We start from the raw sequence: 15140 nt of genomic DNA, 5'->3' as shown, positions 1-15140 counted from the left end.
TGTGGAAATTCTTATATGATTACAGCAACAAATGCTGCAACATGTAGTTCAACATCAGCTAGTTTTACAGTTCAATGTCAGTTAGCAGCACCAGCCGTTCCAACAATTGCTACAGGAGCAGCTACATGTTCAGCAAACGGAACAGCTACAGTTTCAAATTATTCAGCAGCTTTAACATATACTTCTACACCCGTAGGATTATCAGTTGGTGCAGGAGGAGTTGTTACAGGATTTACCTGTGGAAATTCTTATATGATTACAGCAACAAATGCTGCAACATGTAGTTCAACATCAGCTAGTTTTACAGTTCAATGTCAGTTTCCAAAACCGGTCTTAAATTATACACCTACAAACCCAATCTGTGATGGAAGTACATTAAACTTTATTACACCTCCAGGATCAACATTTACTTGGACAGCTTCTTTAACAGATATCAATACGGGATTATTTAGTACTAATGGAGATCAGAATGATATTAATACTCAATTGGTTCAGTTAATAAATCCAAATTCAACTAGTGGAGCAATTTCAATGGTAATTTTACCTAATAATTCTTTTGGTTGTGTAGGAGATCCAATTTATGTTACCATATTGGTTAATCCAAATCCAAAAGTTCAATCAATTTCAATAGTAGATGATCAACTTTGTTCTGGTGAAACATTACATATGCAAATTACTGGAACATTAAACAACACAACTTATAATTGGACAGCAATTACTAGTAATGTAACAATAGTTGGTGGAGCTAATAATGGAACTACAACAGGTTCATTAAATTTACAATTAGCTACAACAAATCCAACTGCTGGTGGAACTATTCAATTTCAAGTAATACCATTCAGAAATGGTTGCCCAGGACCTGTGTTTTTATCTGATATGATTTATGTGAATCCTATTCCAGGAAACCCAATTGGATTGCCTCACCCAGATATTTGTAGTGGAGAAATAACCAATATAGTTGTGTCTGAAAATTTACATATTACAGGAACACAATTGGAATGGGATGTAATTGCTTCAGCTAATGTAACAGGATTTACACAAACAGGAAGCGGATTAGCTCCGATTAGTATAAATGATGTGTTGATTAACAATTCAAATGTTCAAGGTTTTGTAACCTATAGAATAACTTCTGTTTTAGGAGAATGTAATGGAGGTTATACAGATATTACAGTTTTAGTAAATCCTTTACCAAAACCAGTATTAACTGACGGACATATTTGTGTGAATGCTAATACAGGATTAACTTATCAAGGTTATTTATTAGATACACAATTATCTAATCCTAATTACACTTACGATTGGTTCTTCTTGAATACGGTTACAAATACTTACGAACCAATAGCAGGTGCAAGCGCTTCTACATACATTGCTATGCAAGCAGGGAACTACCAAGTAATTGTAACAAATTCTATTACAAATTGTTCAAGTGATGCTTCAGCAGAGGTAATTGAAGTATTCCCAGCAACGGCATTTACTGCTACAGTATCAGAAGCATTTACAGATAATCCAACAATTACAGTAACTGTAAATCCTATCGGAACTGGTAATTTAGTTTATGCTTTAGATGATGGTGCTTGGCAAGAATCTAATGTGTTTACAGGAGTTGAACCAGGAGTACATACTGTTTTAGTTACAGATTTAGAAGGTTGTACAAATTTATCAATTGAAGTAATCGTAATTGATTATCCTAAGTATTTCACTCCAAACGGAGATGGTATTCACGATACTTGGAATATTATTGGATTAGATCAAACAGATGCAAAACTATATATCTTTGATAGATATGGAAAATTGATTAAACAATTAAGTGCAACTGGTGAAAGTAAAGGTTGGGATGGAACTTATAATGGAGCGCAATTGCCTTCAACAGATTATTGGTTTACCCTTGATTTTACAGAAAACAATCAACAAAAACAATTCAAATCTCACTTCTCTTTAAAACGATAAGTGCAATTTATAAAAACAAAAATGGCTCCGAATTTCGGAGCCATTTTTTTATATTCAAAAAAAAATTAAATCTTTTCTAACCAATTTTTAAAATCCCAAAAGTTTTGTGGTGCTACACCATGTCCAACAGGATATTCTTTATATTCAACTTTTAAACCTAATTTCTCTAAATACGGTTGCGATTTTCTTGCCCATTCCACAGGAATAACTTGATCTTGTGAACCATGAGAAACAAAAAAATCAATATGATTTATTTGGTTTACATCATAACTAGCTGGTAAAATTTGTTCATTCAAATAACCGCTTAATGCTACAACTTTATTAATTTTTTCAGGATAAGTAAAAGCCATTCCGTAACTTAAAATCGCACCTTGACTGAATCCAATTAATGAAATATTCGATTTGTCTAAAGGTAATTTTTCTGAAATTTCATCAATAAAATTTGAAATCACTTGTAAAGATTCTTTAGCTTGTTCGTTGTTTGAAAACTTATTTTCATCGGCATCAAACGTAATTTCATACCAAGCATATCCATAAGGTTGCAAATCGTATGGTGCACGAACAGAAATTACATATACATCTTCTGGTAATTGTGGTGCAAAAGAAAATAAATCTTCTTCGTTACTTCCATAACCGTGTAGTAAAATTAAGGCTCCGTTTTTTTCTTTTATTTCTTTCGGTGCTTTCACCAAATATTCTAAACTCATAGTATTCATTATAAACCTTTAAACCATTTTTGAAATTGTTCTCCTAAAATAGGAACCAATTTCATTTCATTATTCATTAAACCAGCAAAACTGATTAGCCAAAGTATGGCGAAAAATATCCAATAAGCTGAAGAGGCAATCCAGCTATCGAAATTTCCAACAAAATATGCACCCAAGTGAAAACACAAAAATAAACCTAGAGTTTGACGCGTATAAAAACTAACAAATTCGTTCTTTTTTTCAGCATTCATCATTAGTGCTACAATTGTTCCGATGAGTGTAAAATGACTAATCATCGCATTAACTTTATGTTCTTCCATTAGATTTCAATTTTATTGTTTGTAATTATTCCGTACACTTTTCCTTTCATTTTCTTACCAATCATAATCGAATTTTTAGAAAAAGAAAGTATGTTTTCTTTACCGAATATCCATTCTTCATTCGGATTAAAAAGTGTTAGTTCTGCTTTGTTTCCTTCTGAAATTGTTGGGTTTTCTATATTGAAATACGATTTTTTCGATGTGAATTTTTCCACAATCACTTCCGTTGGTAAAACTGTCTGTAAAGCACCAAAAACACTTTCTAAACCAATGGAACCATAATCGGCTAAATCATATTCTAATTGTTTTTGTTCGATGTTGACCGGACAATGGTCAGATGTAATGACAGAAATTACATTATTTAAAACACCTTCAATTAAGGCTTTCCTATCTGTTTCTGTACGAAGTGGTGGATAAATTTTCGTATTCGAATTGAAATCCACTAATTCTTCATCCGTTAAAACCAAATTATTTACTGAAACTCCACAGGTAATTTGTAAACCTTTTGCTTGTGCTTTCGCTATTAAATCTACAGAGTTTTTTGTTGTTATGGTTGGAATATGTAATTTTCCGTTGGTGTATTCTAATAACGCGATGTTTCTTTCTATTTCAATTTCTTCCGCCATAGCTGGAATTCCTTTCAATCCTAATTTCGTAGAAACTTCGCCTTCATTTACAAATCCTTTTCCTTTGATGTCTTTATTCATAGGTTGTACGAATAAAATCCCATCAAAATTATCTACATATTGAAAAGCAATTTTTAGCAAATTCGCATTTGTCATTGATTTTTTATAATCTCCAAAAGCCACAACTCCAGCATTTTTCATATCGAAAAGTTCTGCTAAATCGGTTCCTTCGCTGTTCTTTGTCAAGCAACCTACAATGTGCAAGTTGGAAGCGCTATTTTGCGCTTTACTTTTTATAAATTGAATTATCGCTTGATTATCAATAGCTGGATTCGTATTTGAATGTAAAAAAACTGAAGTAAAACCACTTTTTGCAGCTACTTTTAGTCCGTTTTCGATAGTTTCTGTGGTTTCAAAACCTGGTTCGCCAAAAACTACTGAAGTATCCAACCAACCTTGTGAAACGTGTAAATTGTCTTTTTCAATGACTTCAAAACCATCTTTTACAGCTAGATTTTTTCCAATTTTAGAAATAATTCCGTCCGTAATTTCAATATCAACTTGTTGTTTATGAAATGGATTTTGGTTTTCAAGTATCGTTGCGTTTTTTAGTAAAAGGTTCATTTTACAAATTTTTGGATTAGTAGTTCAAGTAGTAAAAATAATAGCGTTGCTATGATAAAATATTTCCAAACTTCATTGCTCGTTCTCGAAGAATGAATGTCAGAATAAAAGGTGGAAACCGAATTAACTTTGGTACAAGAATCAAAATAATCGGCGTTAATTTGCGATAAATCGCTTTCGTTTCTTGGATAATTGAAACTGATATTTTTTAGCGATTCTTTATCTTTTAAAACTTCGTAATTACCTGAATTTTCTGGATAATTTCCGAAAGTTAGTTTGATTTTATTGTTCAAAATTTGTTGCATCGGAATAAAACTGTTTTCGGTATTTGTCACACTTAAAACATTATCTTTTGCGATGGTTTCGTTAATAATTGTATAGTTGTTGTTACCAATTGTAAAGGCATTCAATCCAGTTTTATTATTGTTTTGGCCCATATTATAAAACGTTGGAACAATTAATGGCGAGTTTTGAAAGTTCGAATTTTCCTTGTTTATCGATGTCGAAAAGAAAAATAAATTCCCAAGTTTATTTGTGATATTTCCTAAGAAAACACTTTTATCTTCGTATTGTAAAATCGGTAAATTACTTCCATTTATTGTGAAAGTTGCATTCGTTTTTGGATATTGAAAATTACTGACTTTCTTCTCAAAAACGTTAGTATATATCGGATGATTGAAACTAATCTGAGTAATTTGTTTCTCTTTGATAGCTTTTTCTGACAAAGAATTGTTGCCAAAATTTTTCAAAAATGAATTATAACTCTCCACTGAACTATTCACATCCGGAATGAAAATAATGTTTCCGCCTTTGCTGTAATAATTTTTCAGAGTGACCGATAAAGCATTTGGAATGTTTGGCAATTCGTTTAAAATTATCGCATCTGCATTTTCAATGGCGTTATAGTTTAACGTATTTAATTCTGTAGAAGTATAATTGAATTCTTCAGTATTATAAATTCGAGATAAAAATTTGTTTTTTTCGATGTTTCCAACCGCAATTACATTCGATTTTTGTGGTTTCGAAATACTGAAATAAAACGTATTGTCGTAACTCAAGCTATTATCTTGAATCGAAACATAGCCGTGAAAATCGGTTTTCGGAATGGTGAATAAAATCTCTTTTTGAGGTTTTTCTTTAGAAATTAACGCCTTTCCAACTAATTTTTTACCATTATACATAGAAATTGGCACATCAGCTTCAAAATCTCCATACGATTTAATACTGATTTTTAATTCGTAAAACTGATCTAAAACTTGACTAATTTGTACGTTTTCAATCGCAATATTGTTGGTTTCGTTGGCTTCAACTGTTTGATAATATAATGAAGAAGCTTCGCTTAAATTCGTTTTCAATTCGTCTTTTAAACCAACTGCGTCAGAAATAAATAAAATATCTTTCGGAACTCCTGGTTTTTTTGCTTCAATTCGAGTGATAATCGCCGCCGGATTAAATGGAGTAGAAGAGTAGTTTAAATTTTGTAACTCTTTTTGAATGTTTCTGATATTCGTATCGTAAAAATTTTCGTCATTCGTAAGAACTGATAATTGTTGGTCTTCCGGCGTGTTTTCTAATAAATCTTGAATCGTTCTTTTTAATAATTCGCCGCTATTTCCTTTGGCTTGCATTGAAAAGGAATTATCGACAACTAAAATCAATTCATTATTCTTTTTATCGAAATCTTTAGCTTTGAAAAAAGGTTGTGCGAAAGCAAAAATTAAGGCAGCTAATAATAATAAACGAGTTGCTAGTAATAGCCATTTCTTAATTGTAGAGCTTTTTCGGGTTTGAATTTCGAGTTCTTTCAGCAATTTAACATTGGTGAATTCTTGTTTTTTAAATCGTCTCAATTGAAAAAGGTGTACCAAAATTGGTATAATCAATAGAAATAAAAAATATAGAATTTCTGGGTTATTAAATTGCATTACTTAAAAAGGTTTTTCAAAAATACTAAAAATTACTTTTTCTTTTTCTTTTCGTCACGTTTTCTTTCAATTCCTCTATTTCTAGAAGCGGTTTTTCTTGGTGTTCTTTTTCCTGGACCACCTAAATTTACTTTACTATTTTTCTCTGATTTTTTCTCAAAAGCATCTCCACCAGTTTTTTTAACACGTTTCAAAAGTGTTTTGACTTTCTTCTGATCTTTTTCGAATTCTAATCGTTGTTGTTCAATTTTTACACCAGCTGGAATTTCGTGAATTTTAATTTCCGTTTGCATTAACATTTCCACTTCCAATTGGAATTCGTCTTCTTTCGGACCAATAAAACTGATAGCAATACCATCTTTATCGGCACGACCAGTACGACCAATTCTGTGCATATATTGTTCTGGAATTTCCGGAAACTGCATGTTAATTACGTGTGTAATATCGGTAATATCCAATCCGCGCGCCATAATATCAGTAGTCACTAAACCTCTAATTTCACCATTTTGAAAATTTTCCATCATGTTCAAACGGTAATTCTGTGTTTTATTCGAGTGCACCGTTCCAAACTGACCAGGGAAATCTTCTTCTAAATGTTCCAATAAGAAATCGGCCATTCTTTTACTGTTTACAAACAATAAAATTCTGCTATATGATTCGTCTGCTAATAAATGTTTTAGTAAATTGACTTTCGTTAAAAAGTTTGGTACGACATAAGCACGTTGTTCGATTTGCTCTAACGGAGTTCCACTAGGCGCTAAAGAAACTTCTTCAGGAAATTCGAAAAATTCATCTAATAAATCATCTACTTCTTCCGTCATGGTTGCCGAAAACAAGATATTTTGTCTTTTCGAACGCATCATCGATAAAATAGAAGTCAACTGAACTCTAAATCCTAAATTTAAGATTTCATCAAATTCATCAATCACTAATTTCTGTAAATCGTCAAATCTCAATACATTATCCAAAGCCAAATCCATGATTCTACCAGGTGTTCCCACCACGATATCAATACCAGAATAAATGTCTTTTTTTTGCGTATTTATATTCACACCACCATATACAGCAAGTGAACGAACGCTCATATATTTGGTTAGTTTTTCAATTTCTTCATGTACTTGAACTACTAATTCACGAGTTGGCACTAAAATTAGCACTCTTGGAATATCAGTATGTACAAATTTCCATTGTTTTAAAATCGGTAGCAAATAGGCAAACGTTTTACCCGTTCCTGTTTGAGCAATTCCCATAACATCTCTACCAGACATGACGATTGGGAAAGCTTTTGCTTGAATTGGAGTTGGAGTAGTGAAACCTAAATCGTCTATAGCTTTTTTTAGCGAAATTGGAAGATTAAGTTGTTCGAATGTAACCATTTGTGTAAAAATTTATGCAAAGATAGTCATTGAGACCTTGTGAAGCAATCTTTTAGATGGTTAGTTGGTTTTGTAGTTTCAGGTTTCAGGTTTCAAGTTGAAATTTGTTAGTACAATTTTAGTTGAATTTTATTTTCGAAAACGTACTTTTGCCTTTTTACTTTTTACTTGGCTCTTCATAAAAATGAAACACGAAATAATCATCACGCAAGACGGCTCGTCGTCTATATATATTCCAGAATTAGATGAAACCTATCATTCTAAATTTGGTGCGATTCAGGAAGCGAAACACGTTTTTATAAAAAATGGATTAGATTTATTTGAGAATGGTTCCGAAATATCTATTTTGGAAATAGGTTTTGGAACGGGTTTGAATGCTCTAATTACGATGTTAGAAGCTGAAAAACGTAATTTAAAAGTCAATTATGTTGGAGTAGAAGCTTACCCAATTGCCTTGGAAGAAATTTCGCAGTTGAATTATGTGGAGCAATTAGAATCACCTGAAAAGCAAGTCGATTTTGAAAAAATGCACGCTGTAAATTGGGAGGAAGAAATTGTTATTAATTCAAATTTTATTTTGACTAAAAGAAAACAATCATTTGTAGATATTACCGATGAAAATATCTTCGATTTAATTTATTTTGATGCGTTCGGATTTACCGTTCAACCGGAATTATGGAACGAAGCTATTTTCGAAATCATGTATAAATCGTTAAAAAATAGAGGCGTATTAACCACTTATGCTTGTAGAACTTCTATAAAAAAGGCGATGCAACAAGCTGGATTTCAGACTTTAAAATTACCCGGAGCACCAGGGAAAAGAGAAATGTTAAGAGCTTTGAAAAATTGGTAAAACTTTAACTAAAATAATAAAATAAAAATATTGTTTGTATCGTTATATTTAGTAAATTTACAATAATGAGTTAACTGTTGTTCAACTTAAAAAAAAATAAAATAATGGGAAGACAAATTTTAGTATATACCAAATCTATTTTAGAACGTGTAAGTTTTGATGTAGTACTTTTTTGCAAAGAGCTTGAAAAAGCTACAAGGGTTTTATTACCTTTTGAACTAGATGAACTAAGAGAATGGTTGCTTAGTTTCACAGAAGAAAAACCAGAATTAAGGCATTGCATAGTTTACATAGAAAACTAAGAGAAAAATCCCGTTTTGATTAATTAAAGCGGGATTTTTTTATGTGCAAAAATGTAAGTGTTTGTAAATGTATAAAAATTCCAACCCATAAAAAAAGCGACTAATTCCTCAGTCGCTTCTAGTGTTTTTTATTTTTTAATTATTCAGCAGTAACTGGGTCAATTATGTTTGCGACTTCACTTACTGAATTTGCTGGAAATCCGCCTTGTTTGGCATGTTCCAAAACCATTTCTTTGTTAGGTGCGTTGTAAATACAATAAATTTTATCTTCTGTTACATAACTATGAACCCATTGAATTTCAGAGCCCATTTTACTTAATACTCCACAAGAAGTTTGTGAAATTGCTTTCAATTGCTCTGGAGTTAATTTTCCTGCTTCAGGAATTTCTCTTTCTATTACATATTTAGGCATAATATGAAAATTTTAATTAACCTATCTTTTGGCATTTAGGTTTGCCCTGTTTTTTTTAGTGGTTACGAGTTTCCACTTTTAAATAATCAATAATTTTTAGGTTAAGTATTTGATGTATAGAAAAGTAACTTCAAATTTACTAATTTTTAGGCAAACTATCTAAAGTCTTCTTATTTTGTTTTTTATTGATTGAATAATAAATGAATTCATAAAAAAAGCGACTAATTTCTTAATCGCTTAGAGTTTTGTGTTTAATATTTTTAAGTACTGTTGCTTTGACATTATGTTTCTGCCTACTAAACCCGCATCAGTTAAAAATGCTATGACGTCTTCTTCAACTGTCCATTCACTTTTGTGATGTTGGATTTCAAATTCGTGGTATTTTTTCTTATTATAAGGGAACGACTAATGATATCGTCAAAGTTATTTTTGCTCATATTATTTTAAATCTGCTTCGACAGTTTCTATTTTTTGATTTTTAAAAGTGAAATCAAATATTCCTTCAATTTTTCTTTCTGGAAATTCGCCAGTAAATTCGACTTCCATTTGAGCATTATTATCTTGAATATCTAATTTTAAAAGTCTTGTCTGAGTTTTATAACCAATAAAATAACTAGTATAATATTCTCGAATTCCTTTATGACCAATAAATTTTTTACCTACAGAAGGATCATTAAGAATTGCGTCTTCAAGATATTTTTCCAAATATTTTTCTGTGTTGTAGCTATTACTAATTTCCAGCCAATCTAATAAAAATGCTCTTATGTCCATTAATTATGATGTTTTATTGTAACATTCTAAACCATTGCAGCTAACGTTTCGTGTAGCCATAAATTTATGATTAATTATTCCAAGTAAAAAAGGCTTTTTTAGGAATCCGTTAGGATTCCGGCAGACACTGATTTAGCTATTACGAGAAACTGCTGTTAAGTACAGTTATTTTTTTACTTGAAACACTTTATTTTCAATTTCAACTTCTTCTATATTAGTAGCTGTATATTTTAATGTAAATCTTGGTGTTTCAAGAGAAAATTTTAAATATGGTCTCTCAGATAATTGATAATATTCATTTAAAAAGAAATCATTATGCTTTTGAAAAAGTTTGTAATCAATTTTTGGCGTTAATAAACTGTAACAATAAGTTATAGTCACAGTTTCATTATGTTTTGTTATTCCAGTATATCTCATACATTCACAATCAAGACCGATTATTTTTTCATTTGCTATTTTATCTTTACTGATTATTACTTCTATTGAATTTAATTTTACATTAGTACTATCAATTTTGTCAGTATCATTTTTTATGTAATAAATTACTCCTTTTTTTGCATTATAAAATTGTGCATCAACTCCCAATTTACCAGAATTTATATTTTTTCTTTTAAAGTCACCATTTTTTGAATAGTACATATATGAACTATCGCCATACTTAGTTAGAAGTTTTTGTTTAAAGTCTTTTGGGCTTAAATCTGTTGTTGATATTTCGGTTTTAAATTTTATTATTCCTTCAAAACTATTTTGTCCATTTGAATAATAGAATATTAAAAGAATACAAAGAGTTAAATATTTTCTCATAGGTTTTATAATTGTGCATAACGTTCCGGCGCTTTGCGCAGTTGCGAACTTCGGAACTGATTATTTTCTATCAAAGATAAAATTTCTTGCGAAACGTAAACGTGAATTCACTACAAAATTCGCAATCTCGCCAAACGCCTGTTGTGCGATCGCTTTTTTATTTATTTTATTGTTTTTATATTAAATTCTATTTTTCCACCTAAACCACAAGAAATCATATTTGCAAAATATTTTCCGTCTCTCAATTCTGTTAGTTCAAAATATGGCGGACATTTTGAGTTTTCTATTTTTATTGTTTTGATTGGCTTAATTTCTCCACTTTTAGTCAAAGTTAAATTGGTAAATGTTCCTCCACAAGGCATAATTAGATACCATTTTCCGCTTTCAGATTTTCTGCTAAAATTTAGAGAATTACATTCATTACCAGTTTCACAATTTTCCCAGTATTTAAAATCAACATAATCAATTTTAGCGTTTTCTATTCCCTTTTTTGCGTCATAATCAGGAAATATATAATAATTTTTGATTTTCTGTAAAGTATAATTTTCTATAGTTAGTAAAACTGTATCTTGATTCTTTTCGTAAACTTTGTAATTATAAAATCCAACCTCAAATGTTTCTGCAATTTCATTTTCGGATAGATTTTTCAATAATTTATATTTAGTTGTTTGAACTTTATCTCCGTCGTTATTTTCTATAAATTTTGCTAAAACCTGAAAACTATTAGTTTTTTTATTATTCTCTTTTATTATTTCAGTCTCTTTTTTTTGTCCGCAAGAAACTAAACTTAAGCTACAAATAATTAGGGTAAATATTTTTCTCATTTTAATTATAGATTTTCGTTTTCAGCGGCTCGAAAGTGTCGCACAACGTTCCGCCTTTAGTTTGCATTATCAAATAAATAACTAATTTTCCGAATAGGAAACAGGTGAACTAAAACGTTCCGTAGGGTAATGACCTATAAGTCGCATAAGACCTGTTTCCCTCTTCGGACTTGCAAGTACTACTTGGAATGTTGGGTTTTTAGACCCGTTAAAGGCGATAGCACAGCAAGGATTTATTTATCTTAAAAACAAATGTATGAAAAAAGTAACAGAAACAATTGGTATTGATGTATCAAAATTAACCTTGGATGTTATGGTAAGAACTACCAATATTCATAAGCAGTTTAGTAATAATACTAAAGGATTTAAACAAATTATTACGTGGCTAATTAAACAAAAAATCAATTTGGATCAAAGTCTATTTTGCTTCGAGCACACTGGTTGGTATTGTTTAATGTTGAGCTATTTTCTTTATGAAAACAACCATGCTTATTGTTGTATTAACGCTATAGAAATCAAACGGTCTATGGGTTTAAAACGAGGCAAGAGCGACAAAGCCGATGCTTGGGAAATAGCTAATTATGCATGGCTTAGACGAGATGAGTTAATTCCATCTGTTCCACCAGCCAAGAAATTAATCGAGCTACAACGCATGATGAGTTTGCGCGAACAATTAGTTAAACAACAAACGGCAAGTAAAAATCTTTTAAAAGGTATGATTGACATTGTTTTAGACCAAGTAAATGATGTTTCAATCGGTATCTTAAAAGAGAATATAGCTTATTTAGAGAAGCAAATTGTATCAACAGAAAAAGCAATGAATGAGCTCATAAAACAAGATAACACAATGATTACCAATTATAAACTTTCTAAAACTGTTAAAGGCGTAGGAATGGTTTTAGCTGTTCAAATGTTATTGCATACGCACAATTACACACGTTTTGAGAGTTCACGACAATTTGCAGCCTATTGTGGTTTGGTTCCTTATCCTTACCAATCAGGAACTAGCATACACGGACGAAATAAAATTCATCCCATAAGTGACCGAAAGATGAAGAGTTTGCTCTCGATGTCAGCAATAAGTGCCATTCAGCACGATAAAGAACTCAAAATATATTACCAAAAAAGAGTAGAAGAAGGAAAACCAAAAATGGTTGTAATAAATATAATTAGAAACAAAATAGTATCAAGAGTATTTGCAACAGTGAACAGAGGAACTCCTTATGTAGAAATGAATAAATTTTTAGCTTAAAAATTTGGATTTGATCTTGGAATGCGGCTACACGCAGTGGCGAACATCGTAACTGCATATTTTCCACTAAGATAAAATTTCTTGCGAAAGATAAACGTGAATTTACCACATTTCTCGCCATTGCGTGTAACTGCTGTTGTATGCTGTTTATTTTTATAATTTTATTTCGGTATTTTTGACTAAGATTATTAAGTTCTTTTTGTCATCGTAAATTTTTAATTCTTTTAAACAATCATTTTTGTCTCTCTCTTCGATTCTCACGCCACCATCGACGTTTTTGATTTTTATACCATAGTTGTAGCCTACACTATCTTCATAATAATAAGTGGTTATAATTGAATCTTTCTTAATTTCTTTATATTTTTTGACAAAGCCCTTTTCATTTACGTATGAAAATTTAGTTGTTATTAGCTCATTTTTTTTATAAACATTTTCATATTTATTATAACCCACTAACTTTCCAAGTTCATTATAAGTTTTTTGCTCAATTTCATTTCCTTCAGAGTCATAATCCCATTCCATACTCAGAAAATATTTATGACTATCTTTATGTTTATTAAATAACTTAGTGTACTTACCTGATTGATTATATATACGTTTTTGTCCGTTTATTGTATCACCATTTCTTATTTGATAATTTTCTGTTCTATTCTTCTTGTCATCATAAACATAGATCAATTTACCTATTGTATCGCCTTTTTCATCAATGTCCGTTGATATATATAACCTGTCTGTATCTACCTCAATTACTGAATGAGATTTGTTGCTGTTTGATTTACTACCTGATATTGAATTTGAAATATTATTTTCAGTTGTAATAATCTTTCTTAAACTGTCAAGATAGGTTACTAATATTTTTTTATTAATAGTGTCATTCTTGTTTATTTCATAAGCAGTAATAGTCTGTTTGTAAAATGGTTTTGATTGACCTTTTGCAAATAATGGAATTATTAAAAGCAATAAAAATTTGATTTTCATTTTAAGTATCTTTTTCGGTTAAATAGCATACAACGTTCCGGCGCTTGGCGAGGTTGCGAACTTCGGAACTGATTATTTTCTGTTAAAGACAAAATTTCTTGCGAAATGTAAACGTGTATTTACTACAAAATTCGCAATCTTGCCAAACGCCTGTTGTATGCAGTATGTTTTTCAAAACCAATTCCATTTATATTCAAATTCTTTCTTTAGTTCATTTGGATAAGTAACAGTTTCATAAAAATACTCTTTTCCATTTGAATCTTTTTCAAGTTGAAACTTTCCGTTATCATTTAATGAATAAATTTTACTAATAAAATGCATTGGAGTTGCACCGTGATAATCACCTGTAAAATCAGATGAAATATAGTTTAGTTTTTTATTGAATGGGAAATTATAAAAATCAGAATCTGCTCTTCTAAAATTTTCAAAAAGATTTAATTGATTGTTCTTCACATCATAAATTAAATAATCAGTTACACTACTTCCAAGACCAGTGCTAGGGTAAGAAGTGAACTCTAATAAAATAACATCGTTCGAATTAAAGTTATACAATTTCACCTTTTGAAGACTGTTACAAAACATTTCTTCGTTATCACCGTCAGTTGGATTGTTTATAGTTTTAAGGTTTTTAATTAAAAGTTTGTTTGAATTTATTTTAATCCAATTAATATTGAAACTATCCTTTTTAAAAATCTGTATATTGTTATTTCCAATTTTATAATTTTCTAGCTGGCTGATGTTATATTCAGTTACCAATGAATCAACTGGTTGAATTTTAAATGTTTTTATTGATTCTAAAAACTCGTTAAAGCGCTTTTCTTTTAAAGAAATTTCTGTAACCTTTTCAGAGTTCATATTCTGATTTTGTACTTTTTGATTTTCTTTTGGAGAATTTACAGCATCACGCTTTTTTGTTATTTCCGAACAAGAAAATATCTGAATGAGAATTAATATGTATAGTGTTTTTTTCATATTGCATACAACGTTTTGCGGCTAACCGCAGTGCTGCCTTTTTGGGCAGGATTGCGGTTAACCGCTGTTGTGCGCTGTTGTTTCTTGTCGGCTAAGATAAGAAATAACAGTTACAGTTGGAATGTTAAGAAAGTTAGATAAATGATTTTAAAATATTGACTCCTATCAGACCGTAATGATAGGCGCAGTTTTTTTAAATCTCAGTCTTAAAAATTTCGCTAAACACTAGAGTTAAAACAGTTACAATAAAAAACATTTGACTTTGTCATTTTTTTCTTATAACTTTGGCAAGCCTTTTAGCGACTTCGCTTTGAAAATACATTTTCAGCAAATTTCTTTTGCAAGGCTTGACGAAAAACAAATCCATTTTTCCGTTTCTTAACTCAAGCTTTTCCACAAAATTTTTCGACTATTTATCAAGTTCCATACTTCCAATTGCGTACAACT

The 15140-nt window shown here is 30.6% G+C and carries 15 protein-coding genes; 4 read left to right on the top strand and 11 right to left on the bottom strand.

Going from position 1 to position 15140, the window contains the following annotated elements:
- Positions 1-1947 (top strand): T9SS type B sorting domain-containing protein (locus BMX42_RS14315; RefSeq protein WP_218141453.1); only part of this gene is annotated, 1947 nt, incomplete at its 5' end.
- A 65-nt stretch (positions 1948-2012) separates the two neighbouring features.
- Here BMX42_RS14315 and BMX42_RS14310 read toward each other — a convergent pair.
- From BMX42_RS14310 to BMX42_RS14290, 5 genes are read right to left on the bottom strand one after another with little or no spacing between them, the layout of a single operon-like run.
- The gene (locus BMX42_RS14310) at positions 2013-2654 is read right to left on the bottom strand and encodes an alpha/beta hydrolase (protein ID WP_091316114.1); all 642 of its coding nucleotides are present in this window, start codon (positions 2652-2654) and stop codon (positions 2013-2015) included.
- A gap of 8 nt (positions 2655-2662) precedes the next feature.
- Complete coding sequence (locus BMX42_RS14305; RefSeq protein ID WP_091316106.1) at positions 2663-2974, bottom strand: hypothetical protein; 312 nt, start codon at positions 2972-2974, stop codon at positions 2663-2665.
- A complete protein-coding gene (locus BMX42_RS14300; protein WP_091316104.1) occupies positions 2974-4224 on the bottom strand; it encodes a dihydroorotase in 1251 nt (416 codons plus the stop codon). Before BMX42_RS14300 ends, BMX42_RS14305 begins: the two co-directional genes overlap by 1 nt.
- Positions 4221-6149: a BatA domain-containing protein gene (locus BMX42_RS14295; RefSeq protein ID WP_091316102.1), complete on the bottom strand. Its 1929-nt coding sequence runs from the start codon at positions 6147-6149 to the stop codon at positions 4221-4223. The genes BMX42_RS14300 and BMX42_RS14295 overlap by 4 nt, the downstream gene beginning before the upstream one ends.
- A 32-nt stretch (positions 6150-6181) precedes the next feature.
- Positions 6182-7525: a DEAD/DEAH box helicase gene (locus BMX42_RS14290; protein ID WP_091316100.1), complete on the bottom strand. Its 1344-nt coding sequence runs from the start codon at positions 7523-7525 to the stop codon at positions 6182-6184.
- A 184-nt stretch (positions 7526-7709) separates the two neighbouring features.
- On the opposite strand from BMX42_RS14290, the gene mnmD reads away from it, so the two are divergent.
- Positions 7710-8378: a tRNA (5-methylaminomethyl-2-thiouridine)(34)-methyltransferase MnmC2 gene (mnmD, locus tag BMX42_RS14285; protein ID WP_091316097.1), complete on the top strand. Its 669-nt coding sequence runs from the start codon at positions 7710-7712 to the stop codon at positions 8376-8378.
- A gap of 104 nt (positions 8379-8482) precedes the next feature.
- On the top strand, positions 8483-8680 hold the full coding sequence (locus tag BMX42_RS14280; RefSeq protein ID WP_091316111.1) for a hypothetical protein: 198 nt from the start codon (positions 8483-8485) through the stop codon (positions 8678-8680).
- Positions 8681-8819: 139 nt separating this feature from the next.
- Here the strand turns inward: BMX42_RS14280 and BMX42_RS14275 are convergent, their stop codons facing one another.
- The 4 genes from BMX42_RS14275 to BMX42_RS14255 form a co-directional block, all read right to left on the bottom strand.
- The gene (locus tag BMX42_RS14275) at positions 8820-9092 is read right to left on the bottom strand and encodes a DUF4242 domain-containing protein (protein ID WP_091316094.1); all 273 of its coding nucleotides are present in this window, start codon (positions 9090-9092) and stop codon (positions 8820-8822) included.
- A 438-nt stretch (positions 9093-9530) separates the two neighbouring features.
- Complete coding sequence (locus BMX42_RS14265; RefSeq protein WP_091316091.1) at positions 9531-9863, bottom strand: nuclear transport factor 2 family protein; 333 nt, start codon at positions 9861-9863, stop codon at positions 9531-9533.
- Between the two features lie 165 nt (positions 9864-10028).
- Positions 10029-10667, bottom strand: coding sequence for a hypothetical protein (locus BMX42_RS14260; protein WP_091316089.1), 639 nt, complete (start codon positions 10665-10667; stop codon positions 10029-10031).
- A 161-nt stretch (positions 10668-10828) separates the two neighbouring features.
- Positions 10829-11491 carry a hypothetical protein gene (locus BMX42_RS14255; RefSeq protein ID WP_091316087.1) on the bottom strand — a complete coding sequence of 221 codons (663 nt, stop codon included), beginning with the start codon at positions 11489-11491 and terminating at the stop codon, positions 10829-10831.
- Positions 11492-11747: 256 nt separating this feature from the next.
- On the opposite strand from BMX42_RS14255, the gene BMX42_RS14250 reads away from it, so the two are divergent.
- Positions 11748-12743, top strand: coding sequence for an IS110 family RNA-guided transposase (locus BMX42_RS14250; protein WP_091316084.1), 996 nt, complete (start codon positions 11748-11750; stop codon positions 12741-12743).
- Positions 12744-12896: 153 nt separating this feature from the next.
- Here BMX42_RS14250 and BMX42_RS14245 read toward each other — a convergent pair whose 3' ends face one another.
- Positions 12897-13721 (bottom strand): hypothetical protein, encoded by an 825-nt coding sequence (locus BMX42_RS14245; protein ID WP_091316081.1) that lies wholly within the window; start codon positions 13719-13721, stop codon positions 12897-12899.
- Between the two features lie 171 nt (positions 13722-13892).
- On the bottom strand, positions 13893-14693 hold the full coding sequence (locus BMX42_RS14240; RefSeq protein WP_091316078.1) for a hypothetical protein: 801 nt from the start codon (positions 14691-14693) through the stop codon (positions 13893-13895).
- Positions 14694-15140 lie beyond the last annotated feature (447 nt).

Source organism: Flavobacterium terrigena (genome assembly GCF_900108955.1).
GTDB lineage: Bacteria > Bacteroidota > Bacteroidia > Flavobacteriales > Flavobacteriaceae > Flavobacterium > Flavobacterium terrigena.
This window is presented reverse-complemented; position numbering and strand designations above follow the sequence as displayed.